Origin of the sequence: Kitasatospora sp. NPDC101176, assembly GCF_044768035.1 — a bacterium.
Lineage (GTDB): Bacteria > Actinomycetota > Actinomycetes > Streptomycetales > Streptomycetaceae > Kitasatospora.
The window spans coordinates 58,516-77,091 of record NZ_JBIWPA010000001.1; the positions used below are offsets into that span (position 1 = coordinate 58,516).

Below are 18,576 nucleotides of genomic sequence, written 5' to 3' on the forward strand. Positions count from 1 at the left end.
ACCCACGCGGTCCGGAGGTGAAAGGGCATGCGCACCACCATCACCACGCCCCGGCGGCGCTGGCGCAGCGGCACCGAACCGTCCACCGCCCGCAGCGACCTCAAGCTCCGCTACCTGCTCTCGCTCACCTTCACTCCGCTGTTCGCGCTGGCCACGGTGGGCTTCGCGGTCTGGGCGGCGGCCTCCCCCGCCTACGGGGCCCCCAGCCGGGGGACGCTCACCGGCTTCGCCATCGCCTGCGGGCTGCTCACCCTGTTCGCCGCCGTCGATCTCGTGGTGGTCATCCGGCGACGCCGGACCGAGCTCTGACGCGGTGTCTCCCACGGAGTGGGAAGTCGGCCCGCCCGACTTCCCACTCCGCGTACTTCGCCCGCCGATCCCGGTGTCCCGTTCCGCGCACCTCGCTCGCCGGTCCAGGCGTCGTGCTCAGCGGTTGCCGACCGCCTGCTTGACCAGGGTCCGCCCGAAGTCCCACATCAGGCCGGTCCCCCGGTGCGCGTCGTCCATGACGTCGGTGAACGCGGCCACGAACCGGTCCACGTCCCGGTCGGTGATGATCAGCGGCGGGATCAGCTTGATCACCTCCAGGTGGTCGCCGGACACCTGGGTGAGGATCCGGTGGCGCTGGAGCAGCGGGACGACCACCATCTGGGCGAACAACCCCTTGCGCGCGGCCTGCAGGGCGGTCCACCCGGTGCGCAGCTTGAGCGACCTGGGCCGGCCGAACTCGATGCCGATCATCAGCCCGCGGCCGCGGACCTCGGCGAGCAGCTCGTACCGGTCGACCAGCTCGGCCAGCCGCTCCCGGAAGCGGTCGCCGACCTGGCGGGCGTTCTCCACCACCTTCTCCTCGCGCATCACCTCCAGGGTCGCCAGTCCGGCCGCCATCGCCTGGGCGTTGGCGCCGAAGCTGGCCGAGTGCACCAGCACCCGGTCCATCGAGGAGTACACCTTCTCGAAGATCCAGCCCTTGCCGAGCGTCGCGCCCACCGGCACGTACCCGCCGGACAGCGCCTTGGCCGCGCAGACCAGGTCGGGCAGCACGCCCTCCTCGTGCTGGTAGGCGAAGAACGCGCCGGTGCGGCCGATGCCGGTCTGCACCTCGTCGCAGATCAGCAGCGCCTTGTGCTCGTGCAGCAGGGCCTGCGCGGCGCCCAGCCAGCCGGGCGGCGGAGCCTGGACGCCCTTGCCCTGGATCGGTTCGACGATCAGCGCCGCGACGTCCCCGCGCTTCAGCTCCTTGGCCAGCGCGCCGAGGTCGCCGAGCGGGATGGCGGTGTCCGGCAGCAGCGGGTCGAAGCCCTTGCGGAACCCGCTCTCGCCGTTGACCGAGAGCGAACCGGCGGTCAGACCGTGGAAGGCGTGGTCAGCGTAGAGGATCCGGCGCCGGCCGGTGGCGTACCGGGCGAACTTGAGCGCGGTCTCCACCGCCTCGGTGCCGCTGTTCCCGAAGAACACCCGGTCCAGTCCGGGCGCGTGCGAGAGGAGCCGCTCGGCGAGCAGCCCGGGCAGCGGCGAGCAGTCGAACCGGACCAGGTCGGGCAGGTCGAGGTCCATCACCTGCTGCACCGCCGAGCGCACCACCGGGTGGTGGCGGCCGAGCGCGAAGATGCCGAAGCCGGCCAGCATGTCGAGGTACTCGTTGCCCTCGGCGTCGTAGAAGTACGGGCCCTCGGCGCGCTCGTAGTACTTGTCGAAGCCGATGGTGTGCAGCATCCGCGGCAGCTGCGGGTTGAGGTAGCGGCCGTGCAGCTCGTAGCGCTCGGCGCCGCGTTCGGCGATCAGGGCGGCGAGGTCGAAGGCGGGGCGGTCGAAGGCGGGGCGGTCGGGTTCAGCCGGCATGGCGCTGGTTCGCTCCTCGGTTCGGCAGCAGGGTCTTCGCGAAGACGGCGGTCTGGGCGGCGACCCCGGTGCCGGTCAGGCCGGCCTCCTCCAGGATCTCCCCGCGGGCGGCGTGGCCGAGGAACTCCTGCGGCAGGCCGAGCACCCGCACCGGCACGTCCACGTCGGCGTCGCGCAGCGCCTGGGCGGTGGCGGCCCCGACGCCGCCGGTGCGTCCGTTGTCCTCGACGGTGACGACCAGCCGGTGGGCGGCGGCGAGCCGCGCCAGTGCCGGGTCGACCGGCTTGACCCAGCGCGGGTCGACCACCGTCGCGGTGAACCCCTCGGCGAGCAGCAGCCGGGCGGCGTCCAGGCAGGCGGCGGCCGTGGTGCCGACGGCGACGAGCAGGATCTCCGGTGCCGGCCCGGTGCGCAGCAGGACGTCGACGCCGCCGATCCGCTCGACCGCGGGGACGCCGGGGCCGATGTTCCCCTTGGGGAAGCGGATGACCGTGGGGGCGTCGGCCACGTCGACGGCCTCGCGCAGCTGGGCGCGCAGCTGGTCGGCGTCGCGCGGGGCGGCCAGCCGCAGTCCGGGGACGACCTGCAGGACGGACATGTCCCACATGCCGTTGTGGGAGGCGCCGTCGCTGCCGGTGACCCCGGCCCGGTCCAGGACGAAGGTCACGCCGAGCCGGTGCAGGGCGACGTCCATCAGGACCTGGTCGAAGGCCCGGTTGAGGAAGGTCGCGTAGACCGCGACCACCGGGTGCAGGCCGCCGGTGGCCAGGCCGGCGGCGCTGGTGACGGCGTGCTGCTCGGCGATGCCGACGTCGAAGGTGCGCTCGGGGTGGGCCTTGGCGAAGCGCGCGAGGCCGACCGGCTGGAGCATCGCGGCGGTGATCGCGACGAGGTCCGGCCGCTCGGCGCCGAGCGCGACCAGCTCGTCGCCGAAGACCGAGGTCCAGGAGACGCCGCTGCTGGGGTTGATCGGCAGGCAGGTGTAGGGGTCGATCGGGTTGACGGCGTGGAAGCGGTCGGCCTCGTCCTGTTCGGCGGGCTGGTAGCCGCGCCCCTTGACGGTCAGGCAGTGCACGATGACGGGCCCGCCGAAGCCGCGCGCCTGGCGCAGCGCCTGTTCGACGGCGCCGACGTCGTGGCCGTCGATCGGGCCGAGGTACTTCAGCCCGAGGTCCTCGAACATGCCCTGCGGGGCGAAGGCGTCCTTGAAGCCCTTCTTGGCGCCGTGCAGGGCGTCGAAGATCGGCTGGCCGACCAGCGGGGTGCGCTGCAGCGCCCCCTTGCCGAGGGCGAGGAAGCGCTCGTAGCCCTGGGTGGTGCGCAGGGTGGCCAGGTGGTTGGCGAGGCCGCCGATGGTGCGGGCGTAGGAGCGTTCGTTGTCGTTGACGACGATGACCAGCGGCCGGTCCCTGGCCTCGGCGATGTTGTTGAGCGCCTCCCAGGCGAGCCCGCCGGTGAGCGCGCCGTCGCCGATCACCGCGACGGTGTGCCGGTCGTGCTGGCCGAGCAGTCGGGCGGCCTTGGCGAGGCCGTCGGCGTAGGACAGCGCGGTGGAGGCGTGCGAGTTCTCGACCAGGTCGTGTTCGGACTCGCGGCGCGAGGGGTAACCGGACAGGCCGCCCTTCATCCGCAGCCGGGAGAAGTCCTGGCGGCCGGTGAGCAGCTTGTGGACGTAGCTCTGGTGGCCGGTGTCGAAGACGATCCGGTCGTAGGGGGAGTCGAAGACCCGGTGCAGGGCGATGGTCAGCTCCACCACGCCGAGGTTGGGTCCGAGGTGTCCGCCGGTGCGGGTGACGGCGTCGATCAGGAAGGCGCGGATCTCGTCGGCGAGCAGCGGGAGTTCGGCCGCCGGAAGCTTCCGCAGCTCGGCCGGGGACGTGACGCTGGAGAGCAGTGACATGGGTACACCTCACGACTCGGAGTGGTGCGGTGGTGCCGCCGCCCGGCGGGGGCGGGGCCGGCCCGGGCGGCGGGCCCGGGCCGGGTGGCGGTCCGCGGGGTGCGCGGACCGCCCGTTCAGCGGCCTCGGTCGGCGCCGACGGTCTCGGTGATGGCGCGCAGCGACTCCTTGAGCGAGCCCATGGTGGCGAGGACGGCGGTCGGCTCGTAGCCGCAGTGCGCCATGCAGTTGGCGCAGCGCGGGTCCTTGCCGCGGCCGTACTTGGTCCAGTCGGTCTTCTCGACGAGTTCGCGGTAGGTGGGCACGTAGCCGTCGGCCATCAGGTAGCAGGGCCGCTGCCAGCCGAACAACGAGTAGTTGGGGATGCCCCAGGGAGTGCACTCGAAGTCGGCCTTGCCCTCCAGGAAGTCGAGGAAGAGCGGGCTGTGGTTGAGCCGCCAGCGGCGCCGGTTGCCGCCGGCGAAGGCCTTGCGGAAGAGGTCCCTGGTCTGGTCGACGCCGAGGAAGTGCTCCTGGTCGGGGGCCTTCTCGTAGGCGTAGGCCGGGGAGATCATCATCTCGTCGACCTTGAGCTCGTCGTTGAGGAAGTCCAGCACCTCGATGATGGTCTGCGGGGTGTCGGTGTTGAAGAAGGTGCTGTTGGTGGTGACCCGGAAGCCGCGCCGCTTGGCCTCCTTGATGGCCGCCACCGCCTCGTCGAAGGTGCCCTCCTTGGCGACCGACTCGTCGTGCCGCTCGCGCAGGCCGTCGATGTGCACGGCCCAGGTGAAATACGGCGAGGGCCGGAACTTGTCGATCTTCTTGCGCAGCAGCAGCGCATTGGTGCAGAGGAAGACGTACTTGCGGCGCTCCACCAGCTGTCGGACGATCTCGTCGATCTGCGGGTGCATCAGCGGCTCGCCGCCGGCGATCGAGACCATCGGCGCGCCCGACTCGAGGACCGCGCCGACGGCCTGGGCGACCGGCATCCGCTGCTTCAGGACGCCCGCCGGGTGCTGGATCTTGCCGCAGCCCTCGCAGGCGAGGTTGCAGGCGAACAGCGGCTCCAGCTCGACGATCAGCGGGAACTTCTCCCGCCGTTTGAGCAGCCTCTGCTGCATGAGGTAGGTGCCGACCCGCACGGTCTGGCGCAACGGCATGGCCATGGCTAGCTCGCCTCCTGGGGGAGCGTCGAGGATGTGGGGTGGTTCGGTTCGGCGGGGGCCGGCCGGGCCTCCTGCCGGTACCAGTCGACGAGGGCGGGGACGGTCGCCCGCAGGGTCCGCCAGGCGCGCGCCCCGGCCGGGAGGGTGCCGGGCCGCAGCAGCTCGCGCTCGGGGGTGTCCACCACGACCCGCAGGACGGCTGCGGGCAGGGCCGGCCGCCGCTCGCGCAGCGCGGCGAGCACCGCGGCCGCCTCCATGTCGACGGCGAGCGCGCCCTGCAGGTGCAGGGCCCGGCGTTCCAGGCCGCGGACCACGTGGTCGGCGGTGTGGTGCACCCCGGTGTGCACGGCCAGGCCCTGCTCCTTGAGGGCCCGGGCGAGCTCCGGACCGGAGTCGACCGGGTACAGGTGCCCCTCCGCGTCGCGCACGCCGTCGGCGACCACGACGTCCCCCGGCAGCACGCCGGGGCCGACCGCGGCGCCGAAGCCGGCCACCACGAGCGCGCCGTACCCGCCCGGGGCGGAGTCGAGCAGCCCGCGCACGGCGAGCGCGGCGCGGCGCCGGCCCATGCCGGTGCGCACCAGCACCGGCGGCCCGCCCGCCGCTCCGCGCCAGTCCCCGCCGCGCAGGGCCCAGACCTCGGGGCCCAGCGCGCAGAGGACCAGCAGGGGTGCGGTGGTCACCGCGTCGCCCCGATCGCCGGGGCCCCGCCGTCGCCCCGGCCGATCACCGGGTTGCCGTGCAGGTAGCGGCCGAGTGCGGTGACCGGGAAGACCAGTCGGTAGAGGTGGTAGTTGATGGAGAAGTCCCAGGGGAAGCCGGTGCCGGTGAACTGCGGTTCGTCCCAGGTGCCCTCGGGCAGCTGGGTGCGAACGAGCCAGTCCACGCCGCGCTCCACCGCCGGGTTGGCCCGGCCGTCCGGCCCCTCGCCGGCCGCGAGCAGCGCCATCAGCGCCCACGCGGTCTGCGAGGCGGTGGAGTCGCCGCGCCCGGCCCAGCGGGCCGGGTCCTCGTAGGAGCGCATGTCCTCGCCCCAGCCGCCGTCGGTGTTCTGCCGGTCCTCCAGCCAGCGGACGGCCCGGCGGACGGCGGGGTGCTCGTCCGGGACGCCGGCCGAGGCCAGCGCGGGCAGCACCGAGCCGGTGCCGTAGATGTAGTTGGTGCCCCAGCGGCCGAACCAGGAGCCGTCCGCCTCCTGGTTGCGCAGCAGCCACTCGACGCCGCGCCGGGTGCGGGGGTCGCGGGCCCGGCCCGTCTCGGCGAGCATCTCCACCACGTGGGCGGTGACGTCGGCCGAGGGCGGGTCGACCACCTCGCCGAAGTCGCAGAACGGCAGCTTGTTGGGCAGCGTGCTGGTGTTGTCGACGTCGAAGGCACCCCAGGCGCCGTTCTTGGACTGCATCCCGAGGTTCCACAGCACGCCGCGCTCCGCGGCGGCCTCGACCTTGGCCGGGTCGGGGTGGGCGACCCGGCGCAGCGCGAGGACCACCTCGGCGGTGTCGTCGATGTCGGGGTAGGTGTCGTTCTCGAACTCGAAGGCCCAGCCGCCGGGGGCCAGCGAGGGCCGCTGGACGGACCAGTCGCCGTTCTTGCGGATCTCCTCCTGGAGCATCCAGTCGACGGCCGAGACCAGCGCCGGGTGGTCGGCCGGCAGTCCGGCGTCGACCAGGGCGATGGTGGCCAGGCAGGTGTCCCAGACCGGGGACTGGCAGGCCTCCAGCCAGCGCCGGCCGTCCTCGGTGTGCACGGTGAAGCGGTCGAAGGAGGAGAGTCCGGCCTGCATCACCGGGTGTTCCAGCTCGTAGCCCTCGAGGTGCAGGGCGATCAGCGAGTAGACGGCGGGCGGCTGGATCCCGCCCCAGCAGCCGTCGGCCTCCTGCCGTTCGATGATCCAGCGGCAGGCCTGCGAGACGGCGAGCCGGCGCAGCGGGCGCACGGCCCGCCGGTGGTAGGCGTGCAGGACCTTGTCGAGGCGTTCGAAGAGGCCGTCCCAGCTGGTGGCGGGGGCGAGCGGCCGGTGGGGGTAAGGGTCGTCCGGGTCGGTGTGCAGCTCGGTCAGCGGGAAGGGCGCCGGTCGGACGGGGCGGTGGGCCGAGACGATGGTGAGCGGGACGATGGTCTGGCGGGCCCAGCAGCCGAAGGCGTAGATGTTCAGCGGCAGCCACCTGGGCAGGAAGATGATCTCGGGCGGCATCTCGGGCAGCCGTTCCCACGGCCACCAGCCGAAGAGCGCGAGCCAGATCCGGGTGAAGACCCGGGCGGCCGCGATGCCGCCGGCGGAGCGCACGTACCGCGCGGCGGCCTGCATGTGCGGGGCGCCCGGGTCGTCGCCGGCCAGTTTGAGGGCGACGTACGCCTCGACGGTGGTGGACAGTTCGGGCGGCCCGCCGTGGAAGGTGGCCCAGGTGCCGTCCTCCCGCTGCTGGGAACGGATCCACTCGGCGGTGGCCTTGGTCTGGTCCTCGGTCCGGATCCCGAGGAACTGCCGGAGCAGTAAGTCCTCGGCGTCCATGGTGACGTTGGTCTCCAGGTCCCCCTTCCACCAGCCCTCGGAGCTCTGCAGCGAGAGCAGGTGGGTGGTGGCGCGGGCCAGGGCCTCCCGCGCGTCGGCCGGTACGGGGCCGGCCCCGTCGGCCGGCCCGGATTGCTCGCCGTCCTCGGGCCGCCACCGCCCGGCGCCCGACAGCGCCGGGGGGCGGTCGCCCACCGCGACCGGCTCGGGATCGTACTCAGGGTCGAGCCGGCCGTCCGCGGTTGCTGTCAACGTAACGTCACCTCTCTCGTACCACCACGAATTCGGCGAGTGCGACGAAGTGCTCGCGCACCTCGTCGGACATGGGCACCTCGTCCAGGGCGGCGAGGGCAGTCGTGTGCTGGCGGCGGGCCTCCTCCTGGGTCCAGGCCCGGCCGCCGGCCTCCTCGATCAGGGCCGCCCGGGCGGCGAGCTCGGGCTCGCTCTCCTCACCGCGGCCCTTCGGATCGGCCAGCTGCCCGGCGAGCCGGCGCGAGGCGGCCCCGCCCTCGGCCAGCGCGGCGGCGACCGGCAGGGACTTCTTGCGCTGGCGCAGGTCCCCCCAGTGCGGCTTGCCGGTGACCTCGGTGGCGCCCCAGATGCCGAGCAGGTCGTCCACCGCCTGGAAGGCCAGGCCCAGGTGGTGGCCGTAGCGCTGGAGGGCGTCGGCGACCTTGTCGTCGGCGCCGGCGAGGACGGCGCCGATCGCCGAGGCGGCGGCCAGCAGGGCCGCGGTCTTGCCGCCCTCCATCTCCAGGCACTCGGCGACGGTCACGCTGTCGCGCTGTTCGAAGGCGACGTCCATGGCCTGGCCGTCGATCAGCCGGCGGGTCGCCGTGGTGAGCAGCCGGACGGCGCGCGCGGCGTCGGCGGGGCTCGCGCCACCGGTCACCGCGGCGTCGAGCAGCACCTCCGTGCCGAGCGTCGCCAGGGCGTCGCCGACCAGGATCGCCTGGGACGGGCCGAAGACCGTCCACGCGGTGGCCCGGTGCCGCCGGGTCTCGTCACCGTCCATCAGATCATCATGGAGCAGCGAGAAGTTGTGCACCAGTTCAACGGCTACGCCCCCCGGCACGCCGGCCTCGGCCGGGGCTCCGGTGGCCTGGGCGGACAGCAGGGCCAGGGCCGGGCGCACGGCCTTGCCGCCGTCCCCCTTGACGGCGGTGCCGTCGCGGTCGATCCAGCCGAAGTGGTAGGCCGCGACGGTGTCCATCGGTGCGGCCAAACGGGCGACGGCGGCCCGCAGCGGCGGGGTGCAGAGCGTACGGCTGCGGGCGAGCAGCTCCGGCACCGAGACCGGTTCGGCGTGCGCCGTGCCTCCGACGGCGATGCCGGTGCGTGACTCCACGTGCGTTCCCTCTCCCTCGTGGTGCCGGACCGCACGGGGCGGCCGGGTCTGTGCGCTGTCGGTGCGGGTGGTGTCGGTGGGGCCGGTGTCGGTGGGGCTGGTCCCAGTGTCGCCGTTGTCGCCACGGCCGGGGCGGCCGGTACCGCCGACGGTGGAGCGAACGGCTCTGGCGGGCTCTCCGGCGGCGGGGCCCGCCGTCACCGGGGCCACCTCCCGTCGCCCCGGTCGGCCGGGATCCGGCCGCCGGCCTCGGCGAGGGCGGCGTCGGCGGCGGCGTGGCCGCTGCGCACGGCGCCCTCCATGGTCGCGGGCCACCCGGTGGCGGTCCACGCACCGGCCAGCAGCACGCCGGGGACACCCGTCGCCGCCGACGGGCGCAGCGCCGCGCTCCCGGGTGCCGGGTCGAAGGTGGCGGTGCGCTCGCGGGTGACGAAGAAGTCCAGCACCCCGGCGCCCGCGGCGGCCGGGAGCAGCCGGCCCAGTTCCGGCAGGTAGCGGCGGCGCAGTTCGGCCACCGGCAGGTCGATCTCGTCCTGGACGGCGGACTGCGAGAGCGCCAGGTACTGGGCTCCGGGGTGGCTGCGCCCCAGCTCCGTGCCGGCCAGGCCGGAGTGGGTGGTGCGGTCGAAGACCCACTGCACCGGGGAGCCGAGCGCGGCGAAGAACGGCCGGCGCAGCACCTTGCGGTCGTAGACCACGTGCACGTTGAGGATCGGCGCGGTGCCGAACCCGTCCAGCCGGTCCTGGCCGGGGATCGCGTTCGGCGGCAGCAGGGCCGCCGCGGTGTCCTGGGCGCCGGCCAGCACCACCGTCTCGGCGGCCAGCGGCTCGCCGTCCTCCAGGAGGACGGCGTGCTGGGGCGCGGCCGGCTTGAGCCCGGCGACACGGGTGCGCAGCAGCACCTTCACGCCGGCGCGTTCCAGTTCGGCGAGCGCCCGGTCGTGGTGGATCACGCCGAGCGGAACGGCGGCCATGCCGATGTCGGAGGCGCCGGGGTCGGAGAGCAGGCCGGTCTTGAACACCATCGCCGCCAGCGCCAGCGAAACCTGGTCGGCGCGGGCGTTCAGGGTGGCCACCCCGACGAGGTCCCAGAGCGCGGCGAGGGTGGCGGTGTTCTGCCCGTTCCCGCGCAGCCACTCGCCGAAGGAGATCCGGTCCAGCGCGGGGTCGGCGAGGTCCAGGCCCTGCAGGGCGAGCGCGCCGCGGACGACCCGGGCGCGGTCGGCCGGCCCGAGGTGCGGGTATCGGGCGAGGCTGCCGGCCAGGTGCAGCGGCACGGGCAGGCCGGAGCGGCGCAGCCGGCCGAGGGTGCGCACCGGGGCCGACTCGGACCCGGAGACGGAGAGCACCGGGACGTCCAGCCTTTCCTGCAGGTGGACCAACCGGGTCGCCCCGAGCCGGTCCAGCAGGCCGCGGTAGGCGGTGCAGCAGCGCAGGTACACGTGCTGGCCGTTGTCGACGGTCAGCTCCCCGCGCTGGAAGGAGAAGGCGAGGCCGCCGAGCCGGGGGCGGCCCTCCGCGAGGGTGACCCGGTGACCGGCCTCGGCCAGCCGCAGCGCGGCGGTGATCCCGGCCAGGCCGCCGCCGACCACGACGGCGGCCGGGCGCGCGGCATCGGCTCGCCCGGTCATCGGCCCTCCCCCTCGACGTCGCTGGACCGCACCGCGGCGGTCACCGCGGCCGGCCAGGTCGCGGTCGACACGGCTCGGCCCGCATGTGATTCCCCGCTGACACAGCGTGACAGAACTGGGACGAGAATCAAGAACGCCCCCCGGCGAGCCCGGAAAGCGCCACGTACGCCTTCTCCCAGCCCGGCAGCGAGACCCGGCCGCGCAGCACCGACTCGGGGTCGGTGGCGATCCGGCCGAGCAGCCGGTGGTAGATCCCGGCCATCGCGGCGGTGCAGGCCCGGCTGCGGCGGTCGAGCAGGGGCAGCAGCCGCAGGCCCTCCTCGAAGGCGGCCTGGGCGCGGGCGGCCTCGAAGGCCACCAGACCGGCGAAGTCGGCGCCCGCGGCCGGCCGGGGCAGCGCGAAGCCGTCCTCGCAGCCGTACCGGGCGAGGTCCTCACTCGGCAGGTAGGTGCGGCCGTTCAGGGCGTCCTCGCGCAGGTCGCGCAGGATGTTGGTGAGCTGCAGGGCCAGGCCCAGGGTGTCCGCGTACTGCGCCCCGCGCTCGGGGTCCTCGCAGCCGTAGACGCCGAGGGAGAGCCGGCCGATCGCGCCGGCCACGCAGCGGCAGTAGACCTTCAGCTCCTCGTACGTCTGGTACTCGGCGCCCTTGAGGTCCATCTCGACGCCGTCGATCAGCTCGTCGAAGCCGCCCAGCGGGATCGGGAAGCGCCGGGCCGCGTCGGCCAGGGCGACCTTGATCGGGTCGGTGTCGTCGTCGGCCACCACCCCGGCGCGGACCTCGTCCACCAGCTCCCGGGTGCGCAGCAGCGCCTCCGCCTTGCGGTCGGCCGGCAGCTCCCCGTCGCCGATGTCGTCCACCCGGCGGGCCAGGGCGTACAGGGCCGACATGGCCAGCCGCTTGGACTCCGGCAGCAGCCGGATGCCGTAGCTGAAGTTGCGCGCCTGCAGTCCGGTGACTGCCTCGCAGTACCGGTACGCCGCCATGACCTGGGCCGACGCCAGTGGTGATGCCGCCACGCGGGCGTTCACCTTCCCTTCGCGAAGATGGCCGCCGCCTTCGCTGCGAGGCGGCGCTTGTCCGGCTTCGCCTGTCGCGCGAGCACGTCGTACCCGGCGTCCTCGACGGCCGCCAGGGCCGCGTAACCGCCGGCGGTGAATCCCGCCAGGAGCAGTCGAAGCCTCCCCCGAACCGTACCCACCAACGGCGCGCCGCGGTCGAGCAGGGTGCGGGCCCGGTGCACCTCGAAGGCGATCAGCTCGCGCACCGGGCCGGAGGCGGTGGGGGCGGCGAGGTCGGCCTCGGTGACGCCGAAGCGGTCGAGGTCCTCGGTCGGGAGGTAGATCCGGCCGCGGGCGAGGTCCTCGGCGACGTCCTGCAGGTGCTCGACCACCTGGAGGGCACTGCAGACCGCGTCGGAGAGCTCGATCCGCTCGGGGGTGGAGACGCCGGCGATGGCCAGCACCAGGCGGCCGACCGGGTCGGCGGACAGCGTGCAGTAGCCGATCAGGTCGTCGTAGCTCGCGTAGCGGGCGGTGGTCTGGTCCACCCGGTTGGCCTCGATCAGACGGCGGAACGGCTCCGGGGTGAGCCCGTGCCGGTCGACCAGCGGGACGAGGCCGCGCATCAGCGGGTGGCGGGGCCCGTCGGCCGTCCCCGGGTGGAGGGCCGTCTCGAACACCCGGTCGAGGTCGCGCTCCAGCCCGTCCAGCAGGGCGAGGCGGAAGGCGGTCTCCTGCGCGGTCGGCGGGCCGGACTGGTCCGAAGGGGTGGTGCCGGGCCCGCCGTCGACCCCGAGCAGGGCCGCGGTGGCCGTCGGATCGGCCAGGTCGCCGTCGCCGGCGTCGTCGACCAGCCGGGCGAAGCCGTAGACGGCCATCAGGTCGCCCCGCCACGCCGCGGGCAGGAAGAACGGCGCGACCGGGAAGTTCTCCGCGGCCGCCTTGTCCAGGGTCCGGCCCGCGGACCGGTTCACCGACGTATCTCTGGGCTGGGCCGAAGCCGACACTGCTGTCACTCCCCCGTTCTACACCGCTCGGCACCACCGGCCCGACTCGGACACGCGTCCGAGCAGGGGCGTCACGTCCGGCACACCGCCCCCGCGCCTACAGCCTGACACCACGGGCCGCGCCGGAGAAGGGCGCCCCGCCCGGCGCACGGGGCGCTCACCCCGCCGGCGGCGGGCCACCCGGGTTACCGGCGGCGGGCACGACGCGGGGGCCGGCCCCGGGAACCCCCGGAACCGGCCCCCCGGACCGTTCGGTGCTACGGGCGCTCGCCGCGCTCGTAGCGGCCCACGACCTCCTCGGTCGGGCCGTCCATCACCAGCTCGCCGTGCTCGATCCAGATCGTCCGCTCGCAGACCTCGCGGATCGAGCTGTTGTCGTGGCTGACCAGGAAGACCGTACCGGCCGACTGGCGCAGCTCCTCGATCCGCTTCTTGCTGCGCTGCTGGAACGCCTGGTCGCCGGTGGCCAGCGCCTCGTCGATCAGCAGCACGTCATGGGTCTTCGCGGCGGCGATGGAGAACCGCAGCCGGGCGCCCATGCCGGAGGAGTACGTGCGCATCGGCAGCGAGATGAAGTCGCCCTTCTCGTTGATGCCCGAGAAGTCGACGATGTCCTGGTAGCGGCGCCGGACCTCGGCCGGCGGCATGCCCATCGCCAGGCAGCCGAGGATGACGTTGCGCTCACCCGTGAGCTCGTTCATCAGCGCCGCGTTCACGCCCAGCAGCGAGGGCTGGCCGTTGGTGTAGATGCCGCCCTTCTCGGTCGGCAGCAGGCCGGCGATGGCCGCCAGCATCGTCGACTTGCCGGACCCGTTGGACCCGATCAGGCCGACCGCCTCGCCCTTGTAGGCGGTGAAGCTGATGCCGCGCACCGCGTGCACCTCGCGCACGCCCGAGCCGCGCTTGCGGCTGACGATGCGGCTGAGCGCCGAGGTGGCGCTGCCCTTGCCGGAACCGGCGCCGTGCACCCGGTAGACGATGTGCACGTCGTCGACGACGACGGTGGGCTCACGGGCGACGTCGGTGTCGCGGACGGTCGCCGTCTTGCTCAGGTCGATGTCAGCCACGGCCGTACTCCTCCTCGGCCTTCCAGAAGAAGACGTATCCGATCACGAACATCACGACCGCCCAGCCGATGCCGTAGGCCCACTGGTGCGGCGGGAGGTCCTGGTGCTGGGGCTGGTGCTTGTTGTAGATGATCGGCGCGAAGGCGTGCCGGAGCAGGTCCATGTAGACCGACGCCGGGTTCACCTGCATCAGCACCTGGATGGAGTGCGGCCAGGTGCTGATCTTGTCCTGGATGCTGAACATCACGCCGGACAGGAACATCCAGGCCCGCATCACGAACGGGATGAGCTGGGAGATGTCGCTGGTCTTGGCGCCGATCCGGGCCATCACCAGGGCGATGCCGGTGTTGAACATCATCTGCAGCAGCAGCGCCGGGACGATCAGCAGCCAGGTCCGGCCCGGCTCGATGCCGCTGATCAGCACGGTGGCGACCAGCACCACCATCGAGATCAGCAGCTGCTGGAGCTGGATCACCGTGAAGGCGATCGGCAGCGAGGCGCGCGGGAAGTGCAGCGCCCGGATCAGCCCGAGGTTGTCCGAGATCGCCCGGGTGCCGGACTGCACGGCGTTCTGGGTGAACTGGAAGACGAAGACGCCGATGCAGAGCCAGGCGATGTAGGTGTCCGGCGGGAAGTTGTCCTTGCTCGCCAGGATGACACCGAACACCAGGTAGAACACCGCGCAGTTCAGCAGCGGGGTCACGACCTGCCACAGCTGGCCCAGCTTGGCGTCGGTGTACTGCGCCACCAGGCGGGCGGTGGCGAAGGCCCAGATGAAGTGGCGCCGGGCCCAGAGCTGCTTGGTGTAGGCGATCAGGCCGGGCCGTCTGCCGCTGACCGACAGGCCGTACTTGTCCGCAAGCTGCTTGGGGGTCAGGCCCGCGTCCGCCCCCCTGGGGGCTGAGAGGCTGACGGGTTCACTCACTGTCGACACATTCGTCCTTCACGCGGGATCGGTCGGGGCGGCCGGTCGACGGGGGTCCGCCGGCCTTGCGCCGATGGGGATCCACTGGGATCACGGGGGAAGTCCGGCCGGTGTGTGACCACCGACCGCAGCGATCGATCATTCGATCAGATGACCGGTGGCCGGCCCAGCCTGGTCAGTCGCCAAACGGTACGCCATCGCATCGGCCGCCGCGGACCGCAGGGTTCGCGCCAGCCTGCCCGGAACCCGCCCCACCAGGCCTTCAGCGCCTCCGAGGAGGGGCGGCGGGCCAGGGTCAGCAGGAACCAGGTTCCCAGATAGAGAGGCACCAACAGGCCCGGAAGGTTCCGCCTCGCGAGCCAGACCCTGTTCCGGGCGATGTTGTGGAAGTAGGCGGCGTGCCGGGCGGGCGACGTCGCGGGGTGGTGCAGCACCACGTCGGCCCGGTAGTCGATGCCCCAGCCCGCGTCCGCCGCACGCCACGCGAGGTCGGTCTCCTCGTGCGCGTAGAAGAACTCCGCGGGCAGCTGCCCGGCCTGCTCGAACACCGTGCAGCGCACGGCGCTCGCGCCGCCCAGGAAGGTCGTCACCGGGGAGGAGCGCAGCGGGTCGCGCGCGCGCAGCCGGGGGACGTGACGGCGCTGGGTGACGCCGGTGTCGGGGTCGGCGATCCGGAAGGACACGATGCCCAGCCCCGGATCGGCCGTGAAGGCCTCCCGCAGCAGCCGGGCTGAGTCGGTGCGCGGCAGGTGCCCGTCGTCGTCCAAGAAGAGGACGGCGTCGACGTCCTTCCCGTCCCGGCCGAACAGCTCGATGCCGACGTTGCGCCCGCCCGGGATGCCCAGGTTCTCCGGCAGCTCCACGCTGCGCACGCCCTCGGGCAGCGGCGGCAGCTTGGCGCCCTGGCCCACCACCGCCAGCTCGACGGCCGGGCCCTCCTGGGCGCGGACCGACTCGATCAGGGCGGCCAGCTCCTCGGGGCGGTTGCCCATGGTGATGATCACGGCGCCGAGGCGGAACCCCTGGGCACCCGTCCCGGCGTTCACCCGGTCACCTCGTTCTGCACGCTCATGCGCCCCCTCCAGGACGGACTCGCCGGGCCCGCTCATCGCAGCCTGCTGGACAGGACGATGCTCAGCAGGTGCAGCACGGTCTGCAGCATGGCGATCGCGGCCAGCACCACGACCGCGACCCGGGTGAAGAACAGCCCCCCGTGGACGGCGTCGGCGACCCCGGCCGCGAGGATGAACAGCGAGGCCTCGACCGCGCCGACCAGGCGGTGGAACTTCAGGAAGGAGGCCGCCCGGCGGGCCCTGGCCACCGAGGACGAGCGCGGCACCGAGGCGCTGTCCTCGACCGCCGTCAGACCGCTGCGGGCCCGGGCCACGTCCACCAGGTCCGTCTCGGACTTGATCAGGATCGCGCCGAGCGCGGCCAGCGTGCCGAGGAACGCCCACTCCCAGTGCGAGCCGCCGCCCTCGCGGTGCAGCAGGTCGGTGGCGCGCAGGCCCAGACCGGTCAGCAGGGCCGCCTCGGACATGTAGTGGCCGACCCGGTCCAGGTAGACGCCGGTGAGCGAGGTCTGCCTGCGCCAGCGGGCCACCTCGCCGTCCACGCAGTCCAGCAGCAGGTAGACCTGGATCAGCAGGGCGCCCAGGACGGCGCCCACGATGCCCGGGACCACCAGCGCGGCACCGGCCAGGATGCCGGTGAACATCATCAGGTAGGTCAGGCCGTTGGGCGTGATCGCCGTCACCGTGGACAGCACGCGGGTGATCCGCAGCGAGATCTTCCGCATGTACAGGCGCCCGGCCCAGTGCTCGGCGCTGCGGCGCTGGAGCATGCCCTCCGGGTGGATCACCGCGCGCAGCTCCTCGATCGAGGGCCGGCGGCTCAGGTCCACCGGGGGCCGCTCGGCGCCCGCGGTGGAGGGGTCAGCTGTTGAGGGCTTGGACATAGTCGGCGTACGCGTCCCTGATTGCGGAAGGGGAGAGGTCGAGGTGCTCAAGGATGGTGAAGCGCCCCGGGCGGGTGTTCGGAGCGTAGTGCACCGCATCGGTGAACTCCGCCTCGGTGAAGCCGATCTGAGCCGCGGTCACCGGCAGTCCGTGCCGCGCCAGGCGCTCCACGATCAGACCGGTCAGCTCGCGCTCGCCCCGCAGGAAGCTGGCGAACGCGGCGCCGAGGCCGACCTGTTCGCCGTGCTGGGCGGAACGCTTGGGGTACAGCACGTCCAGGGCATGCGAGATCTCGTGGCAGGCGCCCGAGGAGGGCCGGGTGCTGCCAGCGATGTTCATCGCGATGCCGGACAGTACCAGGGCTTCCGCGAGGGCTGTCAGCAGGTCCTGATCCTGAATGTTTCCTGGGTGCCGCAGCAGGTTCTCGCCCGCCGAACGGGCCATCGCCACCGCCAGTCCGTCCACCGGCTCGCCGGTGACCGCGTGGGACAGCTCCCAGTCCGCGCAGGCCGAGATGTTGGAGACCACGTCGCCGATCCCGGCCGCCACGAAGCGCGGCGGCGCCTGCCGGATCACGTCCAGGTCGACGACGATGCCGATCGGGCTGGGCACCCCGTAGGAGCCGCGCCCGGCGTCGTTGTCGAGCGTGGACACAGGCGAGCAGATGCCGTCGTGCGCCAGGTTGGTGGCGACCGCGACCAGCGGCAGCCCGACCCGGGCGGCCGCGTACTTGGCAGCGTCGATGATCTTGCCGCCACCGAGCCCGACCATCGCGTCGTAGTGCCCGCCGCGCATCGCCTCGGCCAGCCGCACCGCGCTGTCAAGGCTGCCGTCGTCCACGTTGTACCAGTCGGCGCCGGGCAGGGCCGGCTCCAGGCGGCGGCGCATCGCGGCGCCCGAGCCGTTGCTGATCGCCACGGCGATCCGGCCCGAGGCCGACAGCCGCTGGTCGGCGAGGATGCCGCCGAGCGCGTCCAGCGCGCCCGGGCGGACCTCGACGAACAGCGGCGACGGGACCAGCCGGGTCAGTACTGGCACGCGATCTCCCGCGCCTTCGCCAGGTCCTCGTGGTTGTCGACCTCGACCCAGGACACCTCGCCGATCGGCTGCACGTCGATCCGCAGGCCCCGGTCGACCATCTCCTGGTAGCCGTCCTCGTAGTACAGCTGCGGGTCGCGCTCGTAGGTGGCGCGCAGCGCGTCGGTGAGGTCGGCGGCGGCGGCCGGGTTGATCACGGTCACGCCGATGTACTCGCCGGTGGCCTCGGCCGGGTCCATCAGCTTGGTGATGCGGCGCATCCCGGCGGCCGGGTCGACGACCACCTTCATCTCCTCGTCGGCGAGCTTCTTCACCGTGTCGAGGGCGAGCAGGATGCCGGGCTCCCGGCCGGCCTCGACGAGGCGGGCGTTGCCCTCCAGCATCGTGCGCTGGACCGAGGCCGGGTGCACGGTGTCGCCGTTGGCCAGCAGCAGGCCCTCGGTGAAGAGCTCGCGGGCGCACCAGAGCGAGTAGGCGTTGTTCCACTCCTCGGCCTTGTCGTTCTCGACCAGGTGGAGCTTGACGCCGTAACGGGACTCCAGGGCGTCCTTGCGGTCGTACACCGCCTCCTTGCGGTAGCCGACGACGATCGCCGCGTCACGCAGCCCGACCTCGGCGAAGTTCGCGAGGGTGAGGTCCAGCACGGTCCGCTCCCCGTCGACCGGCACCAGCGCCTTGGGGAGGGTGTCGGTGTACGGGCGCAGCCGCCGGCCGGCGCCGGCTGCCAGAACGAGGCCGATCATGCGGGGTCTCCTGATCCGTCGTGCGGTGCGCGGGCGTGCCGGGGCACCGGCTTGCGTCCGGGGCCCTCCGACCGGGACCGGCGCGCCGGTCCCGTCCGGCTCCCGGGCCCGTCCCCGTCCGGGTCTCCCCGTCCGGCCGGGCCGCGAGTCGGCGCGCCGGTGCCGTCGCAGATGCGGGCACCGTGTCGTTAGTGATGGTAGGCGACCGGGGCGACCAGCCCGAACGCGGCCGGGGGGCCGGCAGGTGACGGGAGGATGGCGGAGCGTCGATCGAACGCAATTCGAACGCTTACCGAACAGTCCTGCTATTCCAAGGCCCCCTCCGGGGCCGTCCCGTGCCCGTCTCCGCCCGGATTCGGCCTCCCTGCGGTCATGATCCGCCCGGTTGTGCGTGGGACCCCTACCGACCGCCACCCATACGGCAGACTGGAGCCCGACGCCGGCGCCGGTGCCCCCGCTG

The 18,576-nt window shown here is 73.2% G+C and carries 16 protein-coding genes; 1 reads left to right on the plus strand and 15 read right to left on the minus strand.

Annotation, left to right across the window (positions count from 1 at the left end; all coding sequences use genetic code 11):
• Nucleotides 1-27: 27 nt before the first annotated feature.
• Nucleotides 28-309 carry a DUF6343 family protein gene (locus ACIRS1_RS00255; protein WP_360210728.1) on the plus strand — a complete coding sequence of 94 codons (282 nt, stop codon included), beginning with the start codon at nucleotides 28-30 and terminating at the stop codon, nucleotides 307-309.
• Between the two features lie 117 nt (nucleotides 310-426).
• Here the strand turns inward: ACIRS1_RS00255 and ACIRS1_RS00260 are convergent, their stop codons facing one another.
• From ACIRS1_RS00260 to ACIRS1_RS00330, 15 genes are all read right to left on the minus strand, one after another.
• Nucleotides 427-1,842 (minus strand): aspartate aminotransferase family protein, encoded by a 1,416-nt coding sequence (locus ACIRS1_RS00260; RefSeq protein ID WP_387897401.1) that lies wholly within the window; start codon nucleotides 1,840-1,842, stop codon nucleotides 427-429.
• The gene (gene dxs / locus ACIRS1_RS00265) at nucleotides 1,832-3,742 is read right to left on the minus strand and encodes a 1-deoxy-D-xylulose-5-phosphate synthase (protein ID WP_402835616.1); all 1,911 of its coding nucleotides are present in this window, start codon (nucleotides 3,740-3,742) and stop codon (nucleotides 1,832-1,834) included. The genes ACIRS1_RS00260 and dxs overlap by 11 nt, the downstream gene beginning before the upstream one ends.
• A gap of 116 nt (nucleotides 3,743-3,858) precedes the next feature.
• Nucleotides 3,859-4,887: an adenosyl-hopene transferase HpnH gene (gene hpnH / locus ACIRS1_RS00270; RefSeq protein ID WP_360210722.1), complete on the minus strand. Its 1,029-nt coding sequence runs from the start codon at nucleotides 4,885-4,887 to the stop codon at nucleotides 3,859-3,861.
• 2 nt (nucleotides 4,888-4,889) lie between these two features.
• Entirely contained in the window at nucleotides 4,890-5,570 is a 681-nt protein-coding gene (locus tag ACIRS1_RS00275) for a 1-hydroxy-2-methyl-2-butenyl 4-diphosphate reductase (RefSeq protein ID WP_360210720.1), read from the minus strand.
• Nucleotides 5,567-7,651, minus strand: a complete 2,085-nt coding sequence (gene shc / locus ACIRS1_RS00280; protein WP_360210718.1) for a squalene--hopene cyclase — start codon at nucleotides 7,649-7,651, stop codon at nucleotides 5,567-5,569. The genes ACIRS1_RS00275 and shc overlap by 4 nt, the downstream gene beginning before the upstream one ends.
• Before the next feature lie 7 nt (nucleotides 7,652-7,658).
• Nucleotides 7,659-8,747 (minus strand): polyprenyl synthetase family protein, encoded by a 1,089-nt coding sequence (locus tag ACIRS1_RS00285; protein ID WP_387897395.1) that lies wholly within the window; start codon nucleotides 8,745-8,747, stop codon nucleotides 7,659-7,661.
• A gap of 197 nt (nucleotides 8,748-8,944) precedes the next feature.
• Entirely contained in the window at nucleotides 8,945-10,378 is a 1,434-nt protein-coding gene (gene hpnE, locus ACIRS1_RS00290) for a hydroxysqualene dehydroxylase HpnE (RefSeq protein WP_402835619.1), read from the minus strand.
• A gap of 127 nt (nucleotides 10,379-10,505) precedes the next feature.
• Nucleotides 10,506-11,363, minus strand: a complete 858-nt coding sequence (hpnD, locus tag ACIRS1_RS00295; RefSeq protein WP_402836272.1) for a presqualene diphosphate synthase HpnD — start codon at nucleotides 11,361-11,363, stop codon at nucleotides 10,506-10,508.
• Nucleotides 11,364-11,404: 41 nt separating this feature from the next.
• Entirely contained in the window at nucleotides 11,405-12,385 is a 981-nt protein-coding gene (gene hpnC / locus ACIRS1_RS00300; protein ID WP_402836273.1) for a squalene synthase HpnC, read from the minus strand.
• 257 nt (nucleotides 12,386-12,642) lie between these two features.
• Nucleotides 12,643-13,452: an ABC transporter ATP-binding protein gene (locus ACIRS1_RS00305; RefSeq protein WP_360210712.1), complete on the minus strand. Its 810-nt coding sequence runs from the start codon at nucleotides 13,450-13,452 to the stop codon at nucleotides 12,643-12,645.
• Entirely contained in the window at nucleotides 13,445-14,386 is a 942-nt protein-coding gene (locus ACIRS1_RS00310; protein WP_360210710.1) for an ABC transporter permease, read from the minus strand. The genes ACIRS1_RS00305 and ACIRS1_RS00310 overlap by 8 nt, the downstream gene beginning before the upstream one ends.
• A 137-nt stretch (nucleotides 14,387-14,523) precedes the next feature.
• Nucleotides 14,524-15,369, minus strand: a complete 846-nt coding sequence (locus tag ACIRS1_RS00315; protein ID WP_402836275.1) for a glycosyltransferase family 2 protein — start codon at nucleotides 15,367-15,369, stop codon at nucleotides 14,524-14,526.
• 113 nt (nucleotides 15,370-15,482) lie between these two features.
• On the minus strand, nucleotides 15,483-16,220 hold the full coding sequence (locus ACIRS1_RS00320) for a CDP-alcohol phosphatidyltransferase family protein (RefSeq protein WP_360210780.1): 738 nt from the start codon (nucleotides 16,218-16,220) through the stop codon (nucleotides 15,483-15,485).
• Nucleotides 16,221-16,311: 91 nt separating this feature from the next.
• Nucleotides 16,312-17,373 carry an iron-containing alcohol dehydrogenase family protein gene (locus ACIRS1_RS00325; protein ID WP_360210708.1) on the minus strand — a complete coding sequence of 354 codons (1,062 nt, stop codon included), beginning with the start codon at nucleotides 17,371-17,373 and terminating at the stop codon, nucleotides 16,312-16,314.
• On the minus strand, nucleotides 17,361-18,116 hold the full coding sequence (locus tag ACIRS1_RS00330; protein ID WP_360210706.1) for a phosphocholine cytidylyltransferase family protein: 756 nt from the start codon (nucleotides 18,114-18,116) through the stop codon (nucleotides 17,361-17,363). Before ACIRS1_RS00330 ends, ACIRS1_RS00325 begins: the two co-directional genes overlap by 13 nt.
• Nucleotides 18,117-18,576: the final 460 nt, after the last annotated feature.

What these genes read in the sequence shown, in the direction of transcription:
- ACIRS1_RS00255 (WP_360210728.1), top strand. Translation starts at nt 28, where the DNA reads ATGCGCACCACCATCACCACGCCCCGGCGGCGCTGGCGCAGCGGCACC.
- ACIRS1_RS00260 (WP_387897401.1), bottom strand. Translation starts at nt 1,842, where the DNA reads ATGCCGGCTGAACCCGACCGCCCCGCCTTCGACCGCCCCGCCTTCGAC.
- dxs (WP_402835616.1), bottom strand. Translation starts at nt 3,742, where the DNA reads ATGTCACTGCTCTCCAGCGTCACGTCCCCGGCCGAGCTGCGGAAGCTT.
- hpnH (WP_360210722.1), bottom strand. Translation starts at nt 4,887, where the DNA reads ATGGCCATGCCGTTGCGCCAGACCGTGCGGGTCGGCACCTACCTCATG.
- hpnE (WP_402835619.1), bottom strand. Translation starts at nt 10,378, where the DNA reads ATGACCGGGCGAGCCGATGCCGCGCGCCCGGCCGCCGTCGTGGTCGGC.
- hpnD (WP_402836272.1), bottom strand. Translation starts at nt 11,363, where the DNA reads ATGGCGGCGTACCGGTACTGCGAGGCAGTCACCGGACTGCAGGCGCGC.
- ACIRS1_RS00315 (WP_402836275.1), bottom strand. Translation starts at nt 15,369, where the DNA reads ATGGGCAACCGCCCCGAGGAGCTGGCCGCCCTGATCGAGTCGGTCCGC.
- ACIRS1_RS00320 (WP_360210780.1), bottom strand. Translation starts at nt 16,220, where the DNA reads ATGCTCCAGCGCCGCAGCGCCGAGCACTGGGCCGGGCGCCTGTACATG.
- ACIRS1_RS00330 (WP_360210706.1), bottom strand. Translation starts at nt 18,116, where the DNA reads ATGATCGGCCTCGTTCTGGCAGCCGGCGCCGGCCGGCGGCTGCGCCCG.